Source organism: Bradyrhizobium sp. 41S5, from assembly GCF_011516665.3.
GTDB classification, from domain to species: domain Bacteria; phylum Pseudomonadota; class Alphaproteobacteria; order Rhizobiales; family Xanthobacteraceae; genus Bradyrhizobium; species Bradyrhizobium quebecense.
The window spans coordinates 5498799-5520752 of the sequence record NZ_CP083721.1; the positions used below are offsets into that span (position 1 = coordinate 5498799).

Genomic DNA, 21954 nt, shown 5'->3' on the forward strand with positions numbered 1-21954 from the left:
TACTTGCGAATTCCCACTCCCCGGCGCGCTGATCCGAACCAAAAACGCAACTCGCCCCAGACGCCAGGCCGCTAATGACGGCTTGAAGATCATCCTCCGCTACGAGCCTTGATTGCAAGGAAAGAGCCCATTCGAACGATGGCAACCCCTGAGAAAACTCCCGGATGTTGCCAGCGCGCACCACTTCCAACATCGGCATGGACGATCGCGAGCCTGCCTCGCAGCAGAGGCTGACCTGCCGGCTGTCGATCCCGAACAACCCACCCCAATCAGCCGCTGCGATTTGGCACTCCTCAGAACGGAATCTTGGTCGTCACGCTCGGCGCGTTGAGTGTCGTGCCCCAGACCGGCATCAGCATCTTGAAGCTGGGCGAAGATGCCGTCACGACGAGCGGACTGCTTGATGTCGACGGGACGTTCAGCGTCGGCGTGAGGCCACCGTTGAACAGGAATGGAGCAACGGCCTGCTTGGCCGCGGTCGTCGGCAGCGGGTCACCGGTGCAGCCGGTCGGTTGATTCTTCAGAATGACCGCGTTGGTGTAGCAATTGATCATCACCGCCCGGGCGCCGGCGTTGGCGAGTGAACGCAGCGACTGCAGCGTGATCGCGTAGCGTCCGAGATCGAAGATCGCGAAGATCAAAGTGAAAAGCGGCACGGCCACGAGGCAGAACTGCATCGCCGCCACGCCGCGCTGATCGAGCCTCCTCATCACTGCACCAATTGTACGTATTGCGGCGGACTCTTCACCTGCACTTGGGTCGGGCAACCAGAGCTGTCGAGCGTAGCATTGCCATTGAACGCGACCGACGCGGCGATCAACTGGCCGCAGGTTGTTCCATTGCCCATGTTGATCGTCGGATTACCCTGAAATGTCACGGCCGCGCTTGGCGCGTAAATTGTTCCTGTGAGGTTGATGTTGCTATTTCCGCCAAACTGCACAGCCGCTGCTGAAGCGTCGTACATGGACATGTCCTGGAACAAGCTGGCAGAAGACTGAAGCGCCGTCGGAAGCGACGATGGGGCAGTCGACGGCCCCGCAATGGTGATGACCGCATTCCCCTTGTTATCGATTGTCGCACCTGGCAGCAGAATGAAGGTCGCGGTACCCGAGATCGTGGGGGTTCCTGTGATTTTCAGAGTACCTGAGATGAAGTATACGCAGAACGATGTCGACGGGGTGCAAGTCGAGGCCGCTCCGTTCAGAGATATGGCCCCATTGGATGTGATATGGAGGTTATCATTAGTGCATGGAGTGGCGGCCGTGTAAGCGACGAGCCCCGATCCTGTGCATACTGGGAGGCCGCATTTGGTGGGGAGCGTCGGATTCGCTCCACACAACGTGGTGAGGGCGCCATCCAGGGCGGTGTAGGGGTTCTGAACCGGCTGCGAATAAAGGAAAGCCTTATTGCAGAATGTTGTATTCCCCGCGCAACCGCCTGCAGCAGACAATGAGCCGGTGAGCGTCATGCCGCCGCCAGTGAAGTCAATTGCGTTGTTGGCCTGACTGTCCGAAAACAGGCTGCAATTCTGCGCATTGATGTTAGGGCTCCCTTGGAAACTCAGAGAGCCTGACAAGGTCAGGACGCATGGTGGATTTGGCGCCACCTGATTGATCTTGGCAACCGCTGTCGCGCCGATGGTCACGGTGGAAAGCCCGAGCATCTTCGCCAGATACGTCGGCTGCGTCTGACTGACAGTGGCCTGAACGTAGCTTCCGGCCGTTCCGCCCCATGACGAGAGCGAGGCGATCTGGACGCTTTGCGACATTCCGTTCGGAAGACTCGTCGCGCATTTCGAACCGGGATAAGACGTATCGCCCGAATTGCAGAACGTGTTCTGCGCTGCAAACTGCTTGCCGCGATAGTCGAACGTCCCCGACGCGACGCAAGAAGTTCCGCAGGCCTTTTGCAGGCCGCCCGAATAGGCGGCGGCATCGGCAGCATTCTGCGCGCGCTGCTGGGTGACGTACCAGGATCCCGCCTCGCCGCCGAGCGCGAGCACGCCGATCAACGGTATCATCGCAACCGTGGTTGCGAATGCGACCGATCCTCGGCGGCAACGGAGCACGTTACGCATGGCACACTCCTATTGAAACCGTTCGGTATAGGGCAACGTGAACGAGCAGGAATTGGCATTGCCGCTGGTACACAGCATCGACTTCAGCACCAACGGCTTCAGGGTAACCGTCGTGCTGTATGAATAGTACTTTGGCGACGGAGGGTTGGCGCCCGAGCACACGGCATTGCTGTCGCCACAGATGAGCTGAATGCTCGTAATCGGGTAACGCGAATCGGCCTTGGCGAGCGCGGTGGTCGCCCAGCTCGACGAGTTCGTCACGTCGGGCGGCGGCGAGTACTGGATGGACTGCCCGAACGCGCGCAGCGCGTCCCACGCCGATGCATATTGGTAGCCGGCGGCCGCGAGATCAGCGAGCGGCAGAAAAACGATCATGAGCAGGAAAAGGTAGACGATCGGCATCTCGAGCGCGACCGCGCCGCGCTGATCCGCGATCAGAGTACGCTTGAGGCTCATTCGACTTTCCCTGCAGGACATGGCCACTCACCAGACATAGGGGATTAATCTCCAGCGCGACGCCTCGTAGCTGGAATATTCGGGAAGGTTGCGCCGAAGCACGTCCTCCTCGTAGAGAATTCGGCAAACCTGGATTCCGACGTGCAGGATCAGCAAGGCCACGGTCACGAGGCTCAGGTGCTGCAGCACGACACCCAGGAACACGATCTCTTCCGACAGATAGAGCGGGTGCTTGATCCAGCGGTACGGACCGGTCTGCACCACCGAACGTGCCTGCGGCACCAGGCTGAACGACCGTCCCAGATGCCGGATGGTGACGAGGATCATGATCATGCCGGTCAGCACGCAAAGTGTCGACGCAAGGTTCGGCACCGCCCCTTCAGTCTTGGCGAAGAACGTGATCGTCCACGGCCAATAGGTGCCGACGAATGCGGCTACCCTCGGCAGCAGGCCTTCGGCGTGCGCCTTGGCCGGCGCCCGGGTCAGAACCAGCACTGCCAGCATCAGGTAAAACACGCCGAGGCAAAGGCTCGACACGAGCGATGGCCACGGCTCGCCAGCCGATGCCCCGAGCTTGAATGTTACGGTCAGTCCCAGAAGAAGGAACCAGGCGCTGCCCAGCACCCGGGTTATCCGATCGTAAGCCAGGCTTGCCGGCAGTGTCATTGTACTTGCGCTCATGGCCTAGTGACCGATGTTGGAGAATGTACGCATGAGGTGAAGGAACGGGCTCGCGCCCAGAATGACGAACATCGCCGGCAGCATGAACAGCACCATCGGAACGGTGAGCTTGGCGCCCAGTTTGTGCGCCCGCTCCTCCAGCTTGGTGATGCGCTCCCGGCGCAAGTCGGTGGCGATGCTGCGCAGCGCCTGACTCAATGGCGTGCCGTATTGCAGGCTTTGGCTGACCATGGTGCCAAAACGACGCAGCCCCTCCGACGTGGAGGCAAGCTTCTCGAATGCATCGGCACGGTTCGGCAATATCCGGAGATCATCAAGAAGACCGTGCAACACATGGGCGATGGCTGGATTGGTCTCCCGCATCTCGTCCGCCACGCGCTCCAGCGCGCCCTCCAGGCCCATGCCTGCTTCACTGCAGACGACAAGCAAGTCGATCGTGTCGGGCGTGCCAAGCCGGATCGCCGCATCGAAGCGGCGCTTCAGCACCGACAGGATCAGGCGTGGTCCCACGATTCCGATCGCCAGGCCAAGCAGCGTATAGATCATCGTGTCGTTGAACGGGCTTCCGAGAATCTGCGCGACAGAGAAAGCTGCGATCGGAGACAGGAACATGCTGACCGTCTTGAATCCGATCCAGATCGGCAGCGTGCGATAGTGATTGAATCCGGCGGACTGGAGAACCACCCGCAACTGGTCGAGGTTTTCCTGACCGTAGAAGCGCCTGTAGCGCGTGCCGAGCGACGAAAGCCAGCCAATCAAGTCCCTTGACGAGGCCGATTGGTCGGGAATCCCCAGCACCGCGTTCGACACACGCGTGTTCAAGGCGCGGAGGTGCACCTCGCGGATGATCAACAGGAAGGTTGCAGCCGCGGTCACGACGGCAAGGGATGCAAAGGCGAGAACAGCCGTCATAGCGCCGTTTCCCTTCTGACCATCCAGCGGATCACGAAATGTCCTATCAGCACCGAACACGCCGCATAAGCGAGCAGCACGTTTCCTTCTGGATCGAACAACAGCAGATCGATCGACTGTGGATTGATCCAGTAGAGCAGCCCGCCGACAACCAGCGGCGCGAACGTAAGGGCGCGCGAGGAGAAGATGACCTCGCCCGCCAGCGCCTTCGCACGGGCCGCCAGCGCAACCCGCTGGCTCACCGTCTCGCCCAGCGTCTGCAGCGTTTCCGCCAGACTGCCGCCGGTCTTCAATTGCACCGCAAGCGTGACCGCAAACATCGCATATTCCGGCACTTGCGTTCGCTGATAGATCTCTTCCACGGCTTCCTCAGGCGACCTGCCCATGTTCAGTTCGCTACAGACGATGGCAAACTGCCCGGATGTCGGTTGCGGCATCTCGCGGGCGATGGTGCGGAATGCTTCGTTGACAGGCAGCCCCGACCGGACGGTACTCGTCACGAGTTGGACCGCGTCGGGAAGCTGCTGGAAGAGTCGATTGGCGAAGGTCCGTTGCTGCCACCCGAAAAGGCCACGCACGACCAGGAGCGCGACGACCGCAGCCGCAATAGCCGCTCGATAGCCAGGAAACTTCAGCACCTCATTGAGGTAGAGGACTCCCGCCGCGGCCATTGCCCCTGCAAGCAGCACATAGACCGGGCGCACGACGTACACCATCTCGGGGCGATAATTGATGAAGCGATTGAGCATATTCCAACGAGACGCCTTGGCCGCGCGACGGATGGACACCAAGATTTCGGCTTGAGCCGTCGGCAGAGCGATCTCGAGCCGGCGGTCCAAACGCCTCTGTCGCCCGTCGAGCCACAGGGTATTGACCGCAGCACACAGCAGAAGCACCAGAACGATGACCAGGGGTGTCGACATCAGATCTGCCTCATCGCTTCGGCCCAGGCTCGCTCGAGCCCGAAGTAGACGAGGCGGCTCTTGAATTTCGGGACCGCGTTCGTGGACCTGTAGCTGCCCGAGATCCGCCCGTGAACGTCCTCGTCCTTGTACTCGAAGAGCGCAATGTCATTGGTGGTGATCACTTCGCCCTCGAGGCCGATCACCTCGCTGACCTGCACGATGCGGCGCTGCCCGTCGCGCATGCGCTCGACCTGCACTATGAGATCCAGCGCGGCGACGATCTGCGCGCGGATCGCGCGCGACGGCAGGTTGACCTGACCCATCTGAACCATGTTCTCGATGCGGGTCAGGGCATCGCGCGCGCTGTTGGCGTGCACGGTGGAGATCGATCCGTCATGACCGGTGTTCATCGCCTGCAGCATGTCGAATGCCTCGGCGCCGCGCACCTCGCCCACGACGATGCGGTCCGGCCGCATGCGCAGCGCATTCCACAGCAGGTCGCGCTGCGTCACCTGTCCCGTGCCCTCGAGGCTCGGCGGCCGCGTCTCCAGGCTGATCACGTGCGGCTGCTGCAGCTGCAACTCCGCGGCATCCTCGATCGTGACCACGCGTTCGCTGTGATCGATGAACTGGCTCATCGCGTTGAGCAGCGTCGTCTTGCCGGAGCCGGTGCCGCCGGAGACCAGCACATTGAGCCGGCAGCGGGAGGCGATCTCCAGGAGTTGCCCGATCGCCGGCGTCATCGAGCCGTTCTCGATCATGCCGACGATATTCAGGCGCCTGCTCGGGAATTTTCGGATCGAGATGCAGGGGCTGTGGACCGAGAGCGGGGGGAGGATGATGTTGACGCGGCTGCCGTCCGGCAGACGGCAGTCGACCATCGGACTGGATTCGTCGACGCGCCGGCCGACCTGCGCGGCTATCTTCTGTGCGACCTGGGCGATGTGGTCGTTGTCGCGAAACCGGACGGCGACCCGCTCGAGCCTGCCGCCCCGCTCGACATAGACGTTGCTCGGCCCGTTGATCATGATGTCGTTGATCGTCTCGTCGAGCAAAAGCGGACGGAGCGGCCCGTAGCCGGTCATGTCGTCCGCGATCTCCTCCGCCAGGAAGAGCTGCTCGCGGCCCGAGAGCTCCAGCCGCTCCTGGTTGGCGATGCCGTGGATGATTTCCTCGATCTGCCGCCGAAGGACGTCGCGGGACACGGTCGCAGCCACCGCCGGCTCGATCTGCTCGATCACGCGTTCGCGCAGCGACGACGGCATCACCGGATGATGCGTCACAGGCTCTTCCTGCCTCGGCTCCGATACAAACAGGCTGGACGCCGAGGGCGCCACGCCCGTCTCCGTCGGCGGCAACGCCGGCGGTACTGGCCAAACGCCTGGCGCCTCTGCCGGCGGGCTTGGCATCGCCCCGGGCATCCGCACTGGCATTTCGTCTGCGCGCCTGCCAAACTTCTTCATAGCCCGAGCCACCTCTTCCACCCTGCCTTCTTCCTGGAGCCGACGCCGGTGATCTCCCGTACGATCGGAGCGAGGTGCCGCCGCAGCGCGGAGACATGCTTGAGAGCGGGAACGCCGAGGTTGACGGCCTGGGTCATTCCCTTGCCGAGGTCCGGGATGATCATGTCCGGCTCAGCGCCCAGCGCCTTGACGATGGTGGCCCTGGGCAGACCGCCGGGACGATCGGCACGATTGAGCAAGGTAAAGACCCGATCCTTGCCGGCGATGTTGGTGACGGCGTTACGGAGCGCGTGCGCGTTGCGCAGGCCGGTCACCTCGGCTTCGAGCAGCACCAGCACGTGACGCGACATCTGAAGTACCGGATAGATGGATGCCGGGAACGGCACCGGCACGTCGACGACGACGTAGTTGAACCGCTGGCGGAGCAGACCCAGCACGTGGCGCACACCCGCTTCGGTGATATCGAGCTTGGCATCGAGATCTTCGTCGCCGGAAATCAGGACAACCCGGTCATTCACCTCGATCGCCGCCCGCTCCAGGAACAGCGTGTCGGCCCGCATCGGGTTTTCAAGGGCGATGCGGAGGCCGGGTCCCGGGCGAACACCCAGCATCACCGCGGTCTCGCCGCCCTGCAGATGCAGGTCGAGCAGTGCCACCTTGGCTTTGGTGGTTTCGGCCAATTGCAGCGCGAGGTTGATGGCGATGCTGGTCGCTCCCGCACCGCCCTGCGCACCGCAGATCGACACCACATGCCCGCCACGGTCATTGTGAGCGGGCGCGACGTCGCCAACCAGCTTCGGCCGGAGTTGGTCCAGCACCATATCCCTTGTGATCGGCGTCGGGAGATACTCGGTAAGGCCGATCTCCATCAGCTCGCGGTAGAAGGTGATCTCCCTGTTCTCGCCGATCAGGCACACTTTGACATCGGGCGGACAGACGCTGGCTAGACGCTCCAGCTCCGTGAAGGGATCATCGATCCCGCTGATATCGGTCACCAGCGCGGACAGATCGGTGTCGGTCTCGAGCATGCGCGTCGCATGACGGATCGTGCCACGCCGGATCACGAGGTTGCTGCCGTCGAGCCCCTTGCGCAGGGCTGCGGCGCTCAGCTCGTCGTTGACGAAGCAGACGATGCGGTTACGCGCGACAATGGACGTCGTCTCTTCCGGTGATTCCATTACGGCCATACTCATCAACGTTTCTCCGGCCCCTTGCCCGCATCCCCCACCACCGCTGTCGCCTGACGATCGGTCTCCGTCGCGCCGTCGCAGTTCGCAAGGGCGTCGTCGTCGAGATCCTGCTTCCTGACCGAGTACTGCTTGACTTCGTTTCCGGTATATATCGCGACCATGGTGCTCTGGCCGGCAAGCGCGCTCTGGCGCGCCAGCTCGGGCGACACGTCGCAGCTGGATGTCGCTCCCGTATCGGTCTTGTCCCATTGCTCGGCCGCAGCCCGGATGACGAGAGAGAGTGTTCCGAGTTGCTTTGCAACGGACACCTTCTTGACCTGATCCGGCTTGAGCTCCAGCGATACGGTTTGCGCCGTCTTGCCCACGACCGCATTGGTAACGGGTCGGCCGCCCTGCGCAATCTCCTGATCGATCGCGATCACGCGCACATTGGACAGAACGGTTTCGCTCACGGCCCGCCGCGCCACGTTCGCCTTCTCGAACACCTGGGTCAGCACCACGTCCACATTGTCGCCCGGCCTGATCAGACCCGAGACGCCCGTCTCCTCATCGACCTTGATGCTGATCGCGCGGCTATCCGGCGCCAGAACACTGGCGAGGAAGCCACGATCCTTCGGACGCAGGATGTCCTCCAAGGTAATGGCGCTGCCGGCTTCGACGAACTTGCGAACCAGAGAACCCGGAAGTCCGGCCTTGGAATCAGGCGTTTCGAGGATGGCTCCTGCGGGAACACGGTTCGGCGCCGCCTGGCGGACTGCGAAATCCTCGTCCCGCGCCAATGTTCCTTTCGAAAGCGCTCGTGTCGTAACAAAATAACCGACTGTCGTTGGCACGGCCGGCTGCTTTTCGGCGACCGCCTCCGCAACAACCGTGGCCTTCGGCTGGTTCACGCTATAGGCAATGAGCCCAAGGGCCGTAGCCGCAAGCAACAGCACCATGATGATCGAGACGCGCAGAGCGGACGACATGTCAAAATCCTTTGCTCAAAATGGTCCAGATGCCGCCGCATGCGATGGCGACGCCGTAGGGCAGAGGCGCATGTCGCACATGACGCCAGCGCTCGACCGCGTAGACCCGGCGCATCAGCGACGATCCGGCGGGTGCCAGCTTCGGATGCGGCAGGCGGCGCATCATCAGATGCACCGCGGCCAGAACGCCACCGGCCAATGCGGTTACCGTCAGCAGCTCAATCACACCGGCCAATGGTAGTCCGATCGCCAGGGCAACCAGCAACTTGACATCGCCGCCGCCGATCAGGCCGCGCTGGTAGATCACGAACAGCGCCAGGAACAGGACTGCGGCGACCATCAGCGAATGGCCAACCTGCATCGGGCTGGCCAATTGGCCGACGATCCCAAGGAGCGCGAGCGCCAGGCAAATTTCGTTTCGGATCAACCGTGTCGCGATATCGATCGTTGCGACATAGAACAACAATGCGATTTCCAGACACGAGGTCGTGGACGCAATCCAACTCATGAAATATGTGCCTCAGAAATGGCGGGGGGCATAGAATGATGCCCCCCTCCGAAGCGCGGTCTTCCGTGTCTAGGCAGAGACCGCGGTCGTAACTGCAGTAGAGATCGCGGTGATCGCAGTGCTCAACGCTTGCCCGATACCGCTGGAAGTACTTGTGCCGAACGCGGCAGCGACCGCGGCCACGACACAGGCGGCCACGATCACGTACTCGAACGACACGACGCCGTCCTTGTCCGCGCGCAGACGCAGCAACACGTCTCTAGCCTTGATGCAATGATGCAACATGGAGCGAGCCTCCTTCTACCTTGCCGACATCTCAATCCTGTTGGCGACCGTTGGCAGAAATAATTCTGCCAACGCCGTCAATGATCGGATTTTAGGCCGAGACAGCGGTGGTGAGAGCGGTGCTGATGCTGGTGATCGCGGTGCTCAGCGCCTTGCCGATGCCGGACGAAGTGCTGGTACCGAACGCAGCCGCGACCGCGGCGACGACGCAAGCGGCGACGATCACGTATTCGAACGACACGACGCCGTCCTTGTCCGAGGCGAGACGCTTGACGGATTCGGTGGTCTGGATATAGAGCTTCAGCATAGGAAAAAATCCCTTTTAGGATGAATGCATTTACAATTAATTTACGCAACTCGTTGGGGCAAAATCCGCCAACTAAGTTTTGCTTATAGTCAGCCGGAAGAAATCTGTCACTCGGTAATCCTTTGTTAACCCTACCGATGTGGCGGCCGGCGTCCCCTTCTGGGCATGCCGCACCGAAGACAACGAACGAATACCCCTTAGATTATAGGTGTTTTGGCGTTTCGCGACATTTCAGTGTGGCGCCCCCGTGTGAATACGGTGACAGCCCCAAGAGCGCCCCCATGGCCAAGTTGTCGCAAGAACGACGTCCGCAATGACGGCCTCGCTTGAGTAACAGGTCCCGGAATCCCCACCGAGCCGGCCGCAGGCCTCCGGGTTGGATGTCGCCACTCGGCGACCGTCGCCGGCGGCTTGCTCGCCTGGGCCGGCGCGGCCGATATTGCCTCCTGCCGATACGAACATCACATCGAGCAGCGGGTCGATCGCGACCGTTCGTTATCGATGAGGGCGAGAGAGTTGCTGAGGCGACGCAACAGACACGCCGCCACGCAGCCACGCCCGCCGGCAATAACAGAAAGTCTGCTCAATCCGGGGACGCAAGGCCGTCCCCGCCTCCGGCGAAACCGGTCTCGGCGAAAACCTGCGTCTGCAAAAAAGTGGTATCTCGAAATATCGCATTGGCACAAAATGGCGCCGATACACCCGATTGATTTTGGATATAGTTTTGTTGGTGACGCATAGTCGCCTCCGGCGCGGCAGCTCGTCGGCGCCGCCGCGATGCACCATTGCCCGGCGCCCGCAGAGCGGCGCTCGCCCGATGAGGTCGAAATGCCATGGCGAGGGAATTCTTCGGCGCTGAATGCACCAGCGTGAGTCGCGGACATAAACGGCAACATTCTTCTCAACGGCGACCGCTTCATTTCCATGCGAGGGGCCGGCCGTACGCTTGGACCATTGCGTTATCAATGGGCGCACGAACACCATGGCACCCGCCGCAGTCGAAAATTACGCTTCATCCCCGCCGAGTCCTTGCTCTAGGATCAGACAGATATTTCAATTGAGCGCCCGGCATGCGCTCGCGAAATTTCCAGGACCAATATTTACTGCAACTGATCCGGGCCTCATGGGGACTTGAGATGACCGATCGTATTGCACTTTTCATCGACGGTGCGAATCTGCACACGACGGTCAAGAACCTCGGCTTTGAAGTCGACTTCCGGCGATTGCTCTCGGAGTTCGGCAAGCATGGGCAAATCGTCCGCGCCTATTTCTATACGGTCGTGAGGGACGACGACGAGTTCAGCAGCCTTCGGCCGCTGGTAGATTGGCTCGATTACAACGGATATGCGGTGAGGAGAAAGGCTGCCAAGCAGCACGACGACGGCGATGGACGGAGGCGAATGAAGCGCAGCATCGGCATCGAGCTCGCGGTCGACGCAATGGAGATTGCGCACCGCATCGACCATGCGTTCGTGTTCTCCGGCGATGGTGACTTGCGAGCCGTTGTCGAAGCCGTCAGGCGGAAGGGCGTGCGTGTCACCGTCGTTTCCAGCATTCGAACGAAGCCTCCGATGGTCGCCGATGAGCTTCGCAGACACGCCGATGCCTTCGTCGAACTCGAGGGCCTCAAGCCATCGATCGAGCGTCCTGCCCATCCGATAGCGCCGGAGTGACGTTGCGGGCGCCTTCCGAGCCACGTTGCGACTGCTTCGAAACGAGGCGCTACACGGCGCGGTTTTGCGTCGGCGAGCGGCCGCCGCCATCGGCGACCAGCACCGCTCCGGTCACGAAGGACGCCTCGTCGGAGGCCAGGAACAGGCAGCATGCCGCGATCTCCGCGGGCTCGGCCATCCGGCCCAAAGCGATCCGCCGTTCGACGCCGCGAAACTCGGTCTCGGCGGTGGTGCCATTCTGGTCCGCGAGCAGCTGCATTTCATAGGCGCTCATCGGCGTCCGCACCCAGCCGGGCGCCACGGCATTGGCGCGGATGCCGTCGGCGCCGTGGGCGTAGGCCAGCGAACGCGTATAGGCGACGACGGCCGCCTTGCTGGCGGCGTAGCTTGCGCTGTCCGGGCTGGCGTTGAACGCCGCAACCGAGGCGATGTTCACGATCGCACCGCCGCGCTGCCGGAGCAGTGGCAGGGATGCCCGGCAGACCCGCATGGTCCCCGTGAGGTTGACATCGAGCGTCCTGGCCCAGACCTCGTCGGAGACGCTCGCGGGCTGATCCGGCACGATCAAGCCGGCGGCGTTGACGACGATGTCGAGCCATGCGCCGCAGGCGGCGACGGCTTTGGCAATGTCGTCCGGACGCGTGACGTCGCCATGGACCGCCTGCCCGCCGCACTCCGCCGCGGCGGCCTGAAGCTCGGCGTCACCGAGGCCGAACATCACGACGCGCGCGCCGCTCAATCCCAGCAGTGAAGCCGTGGCCCGGCCGATCCCGGTGGCTGCGCCCGTCACCAGCGCGGTCTTTCCGTCCAGCCGCGGCATCAGAGCATGATCCGGAAAAGTGGAAACCGGTTTTCCGAAAAGATCATGCTCATCTAGAGCCCCCACTGCCGTTCGACGGCAAATCCGGTCTCCGGCAGCGTCGAACCGCCGTCGACGACGATGGTCTGCCCGGTGACATATTTTGCTTCAGTGGACGCGAGATAGAGCATCGCGCAGGCGATGTCGTCCGCGCTCCCCATATGCCCCATCGGAATGAAGCGTTCGAGCTTCGCCTTGTTCTCCGGCGCGCTCATGGTGCCCCGGCCGGGCTTCTCGATGAAGCCAGCTTCGACGCCGTTGACCGTGATGCCGTCGCGCGCGAGCTCGAAGGCGGCGCCGCGGATGAACGCGTTGACGCCGGCCTTCGCCGCCGAGTAATGCGCGCCGCCGCCCATCGCGACGCGCGCCGACACCGAGGATGTCACCAGAATGCGTCCGAAGCTGGCGGCGCGCATGTGCGGAACTGCGGCCTGCGCGAGCCAGATGCTGGCGTTCAGATTGAGCGCCAGCGTATCGTCAAGCTTGGCTTCGTCGAGCTCGTCAAGCGAGGCCCACGGACAACCGCCGGCATTGTGCACGACGATATCGAGCCGGCCGCATTTGGCAGCTACATCGTCAATCATCTTACCCAGGCTGCCGCGATCGAGCCGGTCAAACGGAACGCAATGCGCCGCCCGTCCATCGGCCGCCAGCTCGCGCGCCAGCGCCTCGGCCACGTCGAGCGTCCGATTGGCGATCACCACGGTCGCGCCGGCCTGCGCGAGCCGCGTCACTATAGCGGCGCCGATGCCCCGGCCGCCGCCCGTGACGATGGCGACCCGGCCGTCGAGATTGAACGGAAGCGTCTGCATCAGATTGCTCCCGCCCCGCGCAGCAGATCGATGAACTGCGCGAACACCGCGGTGTGCCTGTCGACGTCCTGCCCCGAGGTCGCCGGGCACATCAGCAGCATGGTGTGGAACGGGGTCACAAGAATGCCCTCGTTCATGTAGAACGCATGCAGCAAGGTCTCGAGATCGGGTTGCCGGCCGGCAGTGACGTCGGCGCCGCTACGCGGCGGTCGTGGCATGAACATGATCTCGGCACGCGCGCCGATCTGGGTAACGTGCCAGGGCAGCCCGGCCGCCTCGATCAGCCGACGCGCCTCCTGCGCGAGCCAAGTCGCGGTTCCGATCATCCGTTCGTAATTCGCTGATGTCAGAACCTTCTCCAGCACCGCGCGCATGGTCGCGACCGTCAGCGCGTTGCCGGCAAGCGTGCCGCCGAACCCGAGATGCGCCGACTGCCGCTCGCGCGGATTGACGTGGGGAACGAGTTTCCAGAGCCGCTCGGCAATCTCCTCGCTCAGACCGAACACGCCGGCGGGGATGCCGCCCGCGATCGCCTTGCCGGCGACGAAGATGTCGGGCTCGAGCCCGTGGCTCTCCGTGTAGCCGCCCGGCCCGCACGACAACGTGTGCGTCTCGTCGATGATGAGCAAGGTACCGGCGCGGCGGGTCAGCTCGCGCAACGCCTGGTGAAAACCAGGGTCGACCGGGATCATGCCGAAATTCGTCATCAGCGGCTCGGTCAGCGCGCATGCGATATCGCCCTGCGCCAGCGCCGCCTCCAGCCCCACGACATCATTGAATTCGACCACCCGGCTCACGGCGTCATGATCGATGCCGTTGGGATGGATCATGTTGCGCAAGCCGACGCGGCCGTCGCGGATCTCGACATGCGCCTCCTCGACGCCGCCATGATAGCAGCCGGAGAACACCAGCACCTTGCGGCGGCCGGTGATCATGCGCGAGATACGAATCGCGGCGCGGTTGGCGTCGGTCGCCGACGTCGTCAAGGTCCAGTATTTCGGACCGAAGCGGCGCGACAGCTCGGCACCGACCCAGAGGCTGTCCTCCGTCGGCAGCATCATGGTCGCGCCACGCTTGAGCTGATACAGCACGGCTTCCGTCACTGCCTCGGGCGCGTGGCCGCACATGCCGCCGGTGTCGCCGAGGCAGAAATCGATATAGTCGCGGCCGTCGATGTCCCTGATATGCGCGCCGTGCGCCTCCTCGACATAGACCGGGAAGCCGCCGGCCCAGCGCCGCATCCAGTGCGACGGACCGCCATAAAGGTAGTGCTGCCTCCCTTGCTGCCAAGCCGCCGCCGAGCGCGGATGAAGTGCCCGGAAGCGATCCTGCTCGGCATCGAGCAATCGGTTCAGAACGCCGGCGCGTTCGGCAGATGCTGATGTCATAGCGCGATCCAGGCGGTCTTGAGGTCGGTATAGGCGTCGAGGGCGTGGAGCGACTTGTCGCGTCCAAAGCCGGATTGCTTGAAGCCGCCGAGCGGCACCGTGATATCGGCGCCGCCATAGGCGTTGACGTGCACGACGCCGGCCTTGATGGCGCGCACCATTCGATGCGCCGTCGACAGACTTCCGGTCCACACCGCCGATGCAAGTCCATAGGGCGTGGCATTGGCGAGCGCTGTCGCGTCTTCCTCGCCGTCGAACCGCGTGACCGCCAGCACCGGACCAAACACCTCCTCGCGCCAGACCTCCATCGATGGCGTCACCTCGGTGAGGATCGCAGGCGCCATGAAGTTGCCGCCGCTCTCGACGCGGATCTGCTCGCCGCCGACCAGCCGCCTCGCGCCCTGCGCTTCCGCGCGGGCAACCGCATCCAGGTTCTTGCGCAACTGCACCTGGCTCGAAATGGCGCCGATATCCGACGTCAGATCGAGGGGATCGCCGACCCTGAGCTTTCCGGTGGCGTCGAGCAGCGCATCCATGAAGCGGTCATAGATCGCGGACTGCACCAGCAGCCGCGAGCCGGCCACGCAGACTTGACCCGAATTGCGGAAGATGCCGTTGGCCGAGACCTTGGCCGCATGCTTGATGTCGGGCACATCGGCGAGGACGATGTTGGGCGACTTGCCGCCAAGCTCGAGATGGACCCGCTTCAGGTTCGACCGCGCCGAGCATTCCAGCAGCCGCCGGCCGACCGCACCCGAGCCGGTGAAGGCCAGCACATCGACGTCCATATGCAGTGCGAGCGCCTCGCCGGCCGATGCACCGCGGCCGGTGACGATGTTGAGCACGCCGTCCGGCAGGCCAGCCTCGGTCGCAAGCTCGGCAAGGCGCAGCAGGGTCAGCGATGCCAGCTCCGACGGCTTGACCACGACCGAGTTTCCGGCGGCGAGTGCGGGACCGATCTTCCAGGCCCCGATCATCAGCGGGAAATTCCACGGCACGATGACGCCGACGACACCGAGCGGCTCGCGATGCACGAGCCCGAGCACATCACCCGAGGTCGGCGCGATCTCGCCATACACCTTGTCGATCGCCTCGGCGTAGTACCTGACGGTGCCGGCCGCCGACAGCGGCTCGGCCTTGTATGCCATACCGATCTCGGTGCCGTTGTCGCGCACACCGAGCACCGCGATCTCGAGCGCGTGCTGCTCGATCAGATCGGCGAACCGCAACAGCACTTTCTTGCGCTGCGCCGGTGCCGCGCGCGACCAGCTTCCCTGCTCGAAGGCCTGTCGTGCCCGCTTCACCGCAAGGTCGACATCGGTCGCATCGCCGTCTGCAATCGTCGTCAGCACCTTGCCGTCGATCGGCGACACCACATCGAGCCGTGCCTCGCCGACCGCCTGCACCGGCCGGCCGCCGATGAAGAGCTGCTGGGCCGGAATTGCGGCCGAGCGTAACAGATCAATCTGGGCTTGCTGCATGCGCGATCATCGTGACGGTGACAAAAGCGGCTCCCGACCGAGGACCGCTGGCATGGCGCAATCCTCGCCAAATCAAGGCTTTGGCAGCAATCAACCGATAGGTGGATGTCGCCGCGGCCAGCGCACTCATAGCGTGATCGCACGATGGCCGAACGCCCTGCCCGCTGGGTGCAAACCAACTCGTCCACATCCCTCACGCCGCCGGCGAGCCAAAGGTCATGCCCGAGATCACGCAGCCCCGCATTCTTCTGATCGGCACTGGAGACACCAAGGCCGACGAACTGTTGTTCATGAGCGCGTGCATCGCGCGCGCCGGCGGTAGCACGATCATGATGGACATCAGCGTGCTCGGCGATCCGCCGTACCAACCCGCACATGACAAGCACGCGGTGGCATCCGCTGCGCAGACCACGATCGCGGCGATCGCATCCAGCGGCGACGAAAACTCAGCGATGTCCCTGATGGCGATTGGCGCCGCAAATCTGGCGCGCAAGCTCGCGGCGCAGGATGCCATCGACGGCGTGATCGCGATCGGCGGCACGATGGGAACCGACCTTGCGCTCGACGTCGCGCAGGCGCTGCCGCTCGGCCTGCCGAAGCTGATCGTCTCGACCGTCGCATTCTCGCATCTGATCCCGCCCGAGCGCGTCGCCGCCGATCTGATGATGATCCTGTGGGCCGGCGGCCTCTATGGCCTCAACGGCACCTGCACCGCCGTGCTGTCGCAAGCCTGCGGCGCGATCGTCGGCGCGGCGAAAAGCGCAATCAAGCCGAGCCGGGACCGGCCGGTCGTTGCCATCACCTCGCTCGGCAAGAGCTGCCTGCGCTACATGGTGGAGCTCAAGCCGCAGCTTGAGCAGCGCGGCTATGAAGTGGTCGTCTTCCACACCACAGGCATGGGTGGACGTGCGATGGAGTCGATCGCCGCCCAGGGCGGCTTTGCCGCGGTGCTGGACCTCAGCCTGCAGGAGGTCGCCAATCAGCTCACCGGCTCGGTGGTCAATTCAGGCGCCGACCGGCTGGAGAATGCGGGCAGAGCCGGCATTCCGCAAATCGTCGCCCCCGGGGCGGTCGACATGGTCGACTTCCCGGCCTGGCTTGGGGTTCCGAACGAGCTCTCGGATCGGCCGTTCCACGCTCACAACCGGCTGCTCGCGTCGGCGACTTCGGGAGCCGCCGATCGCCGCCGGATCGCCCACGCGATTGCGGAGAAGCTCGCCGGCGCCAGCGCACCCGTCGCCTTTGTGCTCCCCGCCGGCGGCATCCAGCAATGGGACCGCGAAGGCGAAGCCCTGCACGACCCCGACGCCCTCGCCGCCTTTGTCGACGCGATGCGGTCGGCGGTCCGGCCGCCGGTCGAACTGCACGAGATCAAGGACCATATCAACAGCTCGGCGTTCAACGAAACGGTGCTCGGTATCTTCGACCGATGGGTCGCGGCCGGCATCGTTCGCCCCGGCAGCGCAACGGTTGCCGCATGACGAGGCCGTTCGCCAAGGCGCTGGTGCTCGACTTCGGCGGCGTCATCTCAAAGACCCTGTTCGAGACCCATGACCTGACCGAGTGCGCGGTCGGGCTCGCACCGTGCACGCTGCGGTGGCTCGGGCCATTTGCCCCCGACAGCGATCCGCTCTGGGCTGCGATGCAGCGTGGCGAGATCTCCGAACGCGATTACTGGCTGACTCGCAGCCGCGAGGTCGGGCGCATGGTCGGCGAGGACTGGCGCGACATGGAGACCTTCGTGAAGCGTGCGCGCGGCGCCGATCCCGACACCGTGATCCGTCCCGAGGCGGCGCGCGCGATCACCCTCGCCGCCGACGCCGGGTTCCGGCTCGCCATCCTCTCGAACGAGCTCGACCTGTTCTATGGCGCGGAGTTCCGCACCCGCCTCTCCATCCTCAAGCACTTCGATATCATCGTCGACGCGACCCATACCGGAATCCTGAAGCCCGATCGGCGCGCCTATCAAAGCGTGCTGGACGAACTAGCGCTGGAGGCAGAAGATTGCGTCTTCGTCGACGACCAGCGTCGCAACATCGCCGGCGCCGCGGCGTGCAACATGCGTACGGTGCTGTTTGACGTGCGCAATCCTGCCGCGTCCTACAGCGAGGCGCTGCGGCACTTCGGGCTGCAATTCGACTAAAGCGTTTTCGAGCGAAGTGGGTACCGGTTCGCGTGAAGAAAATGCGTCAAAACTAGAATCTGGAGCCTCGTTCCGATTCCATCGGAACGGAAAAGGCTCCAGCCGGACAGAGAGCGATCATGCGCGACAGAAACTTTCTGGTTGAGAACAACGCCAAGCCGATCTGGCATCCGATGGCCCACCCCGCCGAGATGCGGGCGCAGCCGCCGCGGATCGTGATGAAGGGCGAAGGCGTCCACGTCACCGACATCGACGGCAAGACCGTGATCGACGCGGTCGGCGGCCTGTGGAACGTCAACCTCGGCTACAGCTGCGATCCGATCAAGCGAGCGATCGCCGACCAGCTCAGCGCGCTGCCGTATTATTCAGGCTTCCGCGGCTCCTCGAGCGGTCCCTCGATCGAGCTCGCCTACGAGCTCACCGAATGGTTCAAGCCGGAAGGCATGGTTCGCGCCTTCTTCACGTCAGGCGGATCGGACTCGGTCGAGACCGCGCTGCGGCTTGCGCGGCAATACTGGAAGATCAAGGGCCAGGCCGACCGCACCAAGTTCCTGGCGCTGAAAAAGGGCTATCACGGCACCCATTTCGGCGGCGCCTCCGTCAACGGCAACGCCAATTTCCGCCGCAACTATGAGCCGATGCTGCCCGGCGTATTCCACATCCCGGCGCCGTCGACCTATCGCAATCCCTTCAACGAAGCCGATCCTGCGAGGCTCGCGCAGCTTTGCGCGGCGGCGATGGAGGAGGAGATCGCGTTCCAGGGCGCCGATACCATTGCGGCCTTCATCATGGAGCCGGTGCTCGGGGCCGGCGGCGTGATCGTGCCACCGGACAGCTTCATGAAGGTGGCGCGCGAGATCTGCGACCGGCACGGCATCCTGATGATCGCGGACGAGGTCGTCACCGGGTTCGGCCGCACCGGCGCGTGGTCGGGCTCGCTTCTGTGGGGCGTGAAGCCCGACATGATGACGATGGCCAAGGCGATCACCTCGGGCTATTTCCCGCTCGGCGCGACGCTGATTGGCGAGCAGGTCGCGGAGACCTTCGAGACTGACACGACCACGTTCGGCTCGATCGGCCATGGCTACACGTATTCGGGCCATCCGGTCGGCTGCGCCGCGGGCCTTGCTGCGCTCGCCGAGACCCGCCGCCTCAAACTTGACGAGAATGCCGCCGCACGCGGCAAGGACCTCGCGCAAGCGCTGGCCGCGCTCAAGGCCAAGCATCCGCTGGTCGGCGACGTCAGGGGCAAGGGCCTGATGGCCGCGCTCGAGCTCGTCGCCGATCTCGACAGCAAGAAGCCCGCCGACAAGAAGACCATGGCGAAGGTTGCCGATGCCGCCTACGAGGCCGGCGTGATGCTGCGCGTCTCCGGCAACAACCTGATCCTGTCCCCGCCCCTGATCCTCACCTCATTGGATGTGAAGGCGATCGCCGAAGGGATCGAGGCTGGCCTCTCAGCGGCCGGCTGACAGCGCACTGACACACGCCATGGCGCGCTCGAACGGCGCGCCGTCCGCCTTGTCACTATCGAGGCAATCGGCGAGTGATACCGCCGACATTCTCTGGTCGGTGCAGAATATCCGCATGAAGTCGGCCGCGAGCGCGACCTTGCGCGGCGCGGATTGGCGCTCCCAGTCGCCGCTGCTCAAATAGAGCAAGGACGCATCGTCAGCGCCGCTTTCGGCCGCCGCGCCCCACGCGACAGGCTGCGCCGCCAACAGCGCCAGCAGCGCGCCGGCAACCGCTCCCCTGTGATGCACGCGGTCACTCATTTGGTGTCCCTGGCATTCACCATGGGCGGCACATCGAGCGCGGGATTGCGATCGAAGAAGTTGAATGGACGGAGCCGGAAGCCATGCCAAAGGCCGGGCATCACAGGCCAATCCTCGGCGCGCGGCACGTGGCGGAAGCCGACCGTGTACCACAGCACAAGGTCGCGATCCTCGATCGGCCGCTTCGCGGCAGTCCATTTCGGCAAGCCATCGACCTCAGGATTCTCGTTCGGGTACATGCCTGCGGCATATCGCTCGTCCCTGGCGTAGGCCGAGGTCCATAGCGTGTAGGCGCTGAAGCCGGCGCGCAACTGGATCGGATCATCCTTGGCGAGCAGCGAAACGTCGGAATGTCCTGGCACCAGCTGATAGCTGGTGCGATAGCCCTGCTTGTTGGTCTTGCCCGTACTTTCGATCCTGAACTGCGCCGCGCTCAGCGGCGTCGTGATCGGTCCTTCGGTCGCGACCGGCCTGGTGTCGACCTGCCAGAGGCTCTTGCGCTGGCCCTCATCCAGCCGGCGGACGCTGAAGCGGTCCTCGACCAGCCGGTTCGAGGTGCCGTCGACGTCCATGTCGATCCGGAACGTCATGTAGTGATCGTGATTGACGGCCAGCAGCCGCTCGTCGACCAGCGTCCCGTAGGCCGTGTCCTGCTTCGCCGTCGGATCGCTCAAGGTTCGGCTTGCGACGCCCTTGGTTGCATCGATGCCGTAGGCGCCGAGCCGCACGTCGATATTGCCGGCACGGTCGAACACGTAGTCCACCAGATAGTCGTAATTGCCGACCACCGGAGCCATCCGCACCACCAGCTCATTGCTCGGCCGCACCTCGGCGGTATTGTTGAGCAGCTCGCTGTGGCGCCAGATCGGATCGCCGGTCGGGCGCTCGAAGATGCAGACCGCGCCCTTGGAGACGACCGGCATGCCCTTGGTGTCCGAGATCGTCAGATCGAGCAAATGCGCGCCTTCGGGGCAATCGATGCCGCGCTGCAATTCGCTGGAGAGCACGCCAAAGCCGTATTCGCCGATATCCATATAGGCGCGGAACGACCAGGTCGGCGCCGGGTCCATATAGGGCACAAACATCTCGCTCGCCGAGATCTGGTAGGCAATGTCACGGAACGTACCGTGGTCGTCGTAGCGGATCAACGACAGTACCGCGCCGACGCGCGGCTCGAGACGGACATGGAACGACCAGTTGTCCCAGCGGACCTGGCCGCCCTCCACCTTCACATTGCTGCCCTCGGGCGCGGTGATCTCGATCGGCTTCGGCGGCTTGCGGTATTTTCCGGAGTCGGCGTAGGCATGCGAGGGCGTCTGCGCCGGCGGCGGCAGCACCCCGAGATCGGTCACCGACAGCACCGTCTTGCTCTTGAGATCGACCTGGGCGATCAGGTTCTCGATCGGCTTGCCCCAGAGATTGTTGGCGGCGCCGGTGGTGTCGACACAGGGAACGTTGAGCAGGCGGCGGCCTTTCAGGGCGGGGTCGCTCACCGGGCCGACCGTTAACGGCAGGCACAGCACATTGCGGAAGTCGGTGATGCCGCGCTTGGCCATCGCGGCGATCCAGCGCGGGTCCTGCTTCGGCAGATCCCCGGCCGACACCAGCTCGTCGATGGTCAGCGCGGCCTCATGATCCCTGATCTCATCCCAGCCGAGCAGGCTGCGTGCGGCGAGATCGATATGCGCTTCGTAGAGGTGCCCGCCGCTCAGCAGCGTCGCGCTCGCCCGCCGCGCGAAGGGGTGTCCGGGCTTCCACGCCCGCACCTCGTCCTTGGGGTCCTCGTCGATCGTCATGGAGACGACCCGCGCCGCATCGTCGAGCTTGCCGGCGCCGCGGAGAATCTCGGTGACCGAACGGATTTCGTCCGTTGTCAGCCCGTCCATCGGGTGCGTGGCGGCCGCCTGCGGCCACATCCTGCGCTCCGCCTGCGCCGGCAGCGGCGCCGCCATCGTCATCGCAACCAGGCCGGCCAATGCCGATCCGCATCCCCGGAATATCCGAGCCATCACACCCTCCACGCAAAAGCCAGAACCGTCAGAATACAAGCAATGGTGACGGCGTGAAGGCC

Annotated in this window: 22 protein-coding genes; 4 read left to right on the forward strand and 18 right to left on the reverse strand. The window is 63.9% G+C overall.

Translation table 11 applies throughout. The features are described from left to right. Positions 1-293: 293 nt before the first annotated feature. From HAP47_RS26750 to HAP47_RS26805, 12 genes are all read right to left on the reverse strand, one after another. A complete protein-coding gene (locus tag HAP47_RS26750) occupies positions 294-710 on the reverse strand; it encodes a TadE/TadG family type IV pilus assembly protein (protein WP_210285350.1) in 417 nt (138 codons plus the stop codon). Continuing rightward, entirely contained in the window at positions 710-2077 is a 1368-nt protein-coding gene (locus HAP47_RS26755) for a pilus assembly protein TadG-related protein (RefSeq protein WP_173642045.1), read from the reverse strand. Before HAP47_RS26755 ends, HAP47_RS26750 begins: the two co-directional genes overlap by 1 nt. Before the next feature lie 9 nt (positions 2078-2086). Then, positions 2087-2533 (reverse strand): hypothetical protein, encoded by a 447-nt coding sequence (locus HAP47_RS26760; protein ID WP_231168405.1) that lies wholly within the window; start codon positions 2531-2533, stop codon positions 2087-2089. Positions 2534-2560: 27 nt separating this feature from the next. Next, positions 2561-3214 carry a methyltransferase family protein gene (locus tag HAP47_RS26765; protein ID WP_173642044.1) on the reverse strand — a complete coding sequence of 218 codons (654 nt, stop codon included), beginning with the start codon at positions 3212-3214 and terminating at the stop codon, positions 2561-2563. Between the two features lie 3 nt (positions 3215-3217). Further along, the gene (locus HAP47_RS26770; RefSeq protein WP_231168406.1) at positions 3218-4186 is read right to left on the reverse strand and encodes a type II secretion system F family protein; all 969 of its coding nucleotides are present in this window, start codon (positions 4184-4186) and stop codon (positions 3218-3220) included. Continuing rightward, entirely contained in the window at positions 4123-5049 is a 927-nt protein-coding gene (locus HAP47_RS26775) for a type II secretion system F family protein (RefSeq protein WP_173642043.1), read from the reverse strand. The genes HAP47_RS26770 and HAP47_RS26775 overlap by 64 nt, the downstream gene beginning before the upstream one ends. Further along, positions 5049-6494 carry a CpaF family protein gene (locus HAP47_RS26780; RefSeq protein ID WP_173642042.1) on the reverse strand — a complete coding sequence of 482 codons (1446 nt, stop codon included), beginning with the start codon at positions 6492-6494 and terminating at the stop codon, positions 5049-5051. The genes HAP47_RS26775 and HAP47_RS26780 overlap by 1 nt, the downstream gene beginning before the upstream one ends. Next, positions 6491-7687 (reverse strand): AAA family ATPase, encoded by a 1197-nt coding sequence (locus HAP47_RS26785; RefSeq protein WP_173642041.1) that lies wholly within the window; start codon positions 7685-7687, stop codon positions 6491-6493. The genes HAP47_RS26780 and HAP47_RS26785 overlap by 4 nt, the downstream gene beginning before the upstream one ends. Next, the gene (gene cpaB / locus HAP47_RS26790; RefSeq protein ID WP_173642040.1) at positions 7687-8652 is read right to left on the reverse strand and encodes a Flp pilus assembly protein CpaB; all 966 of its coding nucleotides are present in this window, start codon (positions 8650-8652) and stop codon (positions 7687-7689) included. Before cpaB ends, HAP47_RS26785 begins: the two co-directional genes overlap by 1 nt. A gap of 1 nt (position 8653) precedes the next feature. Further along, positions 8654-9160, reverse strand: a complete 507-nt coding sequence (locus HAP47_RS26795; RefSeq protein WP_173642039.1) for an A24 family peptidase — start codon at positions 9158-9160, stop codon at positions 8654-8656. A gap of 69 nt (positions 9161-9229) precedes the next feature. After that, entirely contained in the window at positions 9230-9445 is a 216-nt protein-coding gene (locus HAP47_RS26800) for a hypothetical protein (RefSeq protein WP_173642038.1), read from the reverse strand. A 91-nt stretch (positions 9446-9536) separates the two neighbouring features. After that, entirely contained in the window at positions 9537-9752 is a 216-nt protein-coding gene (locus HAP47_RS26805; RefSeq protein WP_173642037.1) for a hypothetical protein, read from the reverse strand. A 1070-nt stretch (positions 9753-10822) separates the two neighbouring features. Here HAP47_RS26805 and HAP47_RS26810 point away from each other — a divergent pair. Beyond that, positions 10823-11425, forward strand: coding sequence for a LabA-like NYN domain-containing protein (locus HAP47_RS26810; RefSeq protein ID WP_231168407.1), 603 nt, complete (start codon positions 10823-10825; stop codon positions 11423-11425). Positions 11426-11474: 49 nt separating this feature from the next. Here the strand turns inward: HAP47_RS26810 and HAP47_RS26815 are convergent, their stop codons facing one another. The 4 genes from HAP47_RS26815 to HAP47_RS26830 are packed head-to-tail and all read right to left on the reverse strand — an operon-like array spanning position 11475 to position 15965. Further along, complete coding sequence (locus tag HAP47_RS26815) at positions 11475-12245, reverse strand: SDR family NAD(P)-dependent oxidoreductase (protein WP_173642035.1); 771 nt, start codon at positions 12243-12245, stop codon at positions 11475-11477. A 53-nt stretch (positions 12246-12298) separates the two neighbouring features. Further along, entirely contained in the window at positions 12299-13096 is a 798-nt protein-coding gene (locus HAP47_RS26820; RefSeq protein ID WP_173642034.1) for an SDR family oxidoreductase, read from the reverse strand. Continuing rightward, entirely contained in the window at positions 13096-14484 is a 1389-nt protein-coding gene (locus HAP47_RS26825; RefSeq protein WP_173642033.1) for a transaminase, read from the reverse strand. Before HAP47_RS26825 ends, HAP47_RS26820 begins: the two co-directional genes overlap by 1 nt. Continuing rightward, positions 14481-15965, reverse strand: coding sequence for an aldehyde dehydrogenase (locus HAP47_RS26830; RefSeq protein ID WP_173642032.1), 1485 nt, complete (start codon positions 15963-15965; stop codon positions 14481-14483). The genes HAP47_RS26825 and HAP47_RS26830 overlap by 4 nt, the downstream gene beginning before the upstream one ends. A 218-nt stretch (positions 15966-16183) precedes the next feature. Between HAP47_RS26830 and HAP47_RS26835 the strand changes: the two genes are divergently transcribed. The 3 genes from HAP47_RS26835 to HAP47_RS26845 all read left to right on the forward strand — a co-directional run bounded on the left by HAP47_RS26835 (position 16184) and on the right by HAP47_RS26845 (position 19580). After that, positions 16184-17446, forward strand: a complete 1263-nt coding sequence (locus HAP47_RS26835) for a Tm-1-like ATP-binding domain-containing protein (RefSeq protein WP_173642031.1) — start codon at positions 16184-16186, stop codon at positions 17444-17446. Then, positions 17443-18108, forward strand: a complete 666-nt coding sequence (locus tag HAP47_RS26840; RefSeq protein WP_173642030.1) for an HAD family hydrolase — start codon at positions 17443-17445, stop codon at positions 18106-18108. Before HAP47_RS26835 ends, HAP47_RS26840 begins: the two co-directional genes overlap by 4 nt. Before the next feature lie 119 nt (positions 18109-18227). Continuing rightward, positions 18228-19580 carry an aminotransferase class III-fold pyridoxal phosphate-dependent enzyme gene (locus tag HAP47_RS26845; RefSeq protein ID WP_173642029.1) on the forward strand — a complete coding sequence of 451 codons (1353 nt, stop codon included), beginning with the start codon at positions 18228-18230 and terminating at the stop codon, positions 19578-19580. Here HAP47_RS26845 and HAP47_RS26850 read toward each other — a convergent pair. Next, positions 19566-19883, reverse strand: coding sequence for a hypothetical protein (locus HAP47_RS26850; protein ID WP_173642028.1), 318 nt, complete (start codon positions 19881-19883; stop codon positions 19566-19568). The two genes, HAP47_RS26845 and HAP47_RS26850, sit on opposite strands and share 15 nt — an antisense overlap. Further along, on the reverse strand, positions 19880-21892 hold the full coding sequence (locus tag HAP47_RS26855; protein WP_173642027.1) for a copper amine oxidase: 2013 nt from the start codon (positions 21890-21892) through the stop codon (positions 19880-19882). Before HAP47_RS26855 ends, HAP47_RS26850 begins: the two co-directional genes overlap by 4 nt. Between the last annotated feature and the right edge of the window lie 62 nt (positions 21893-21954).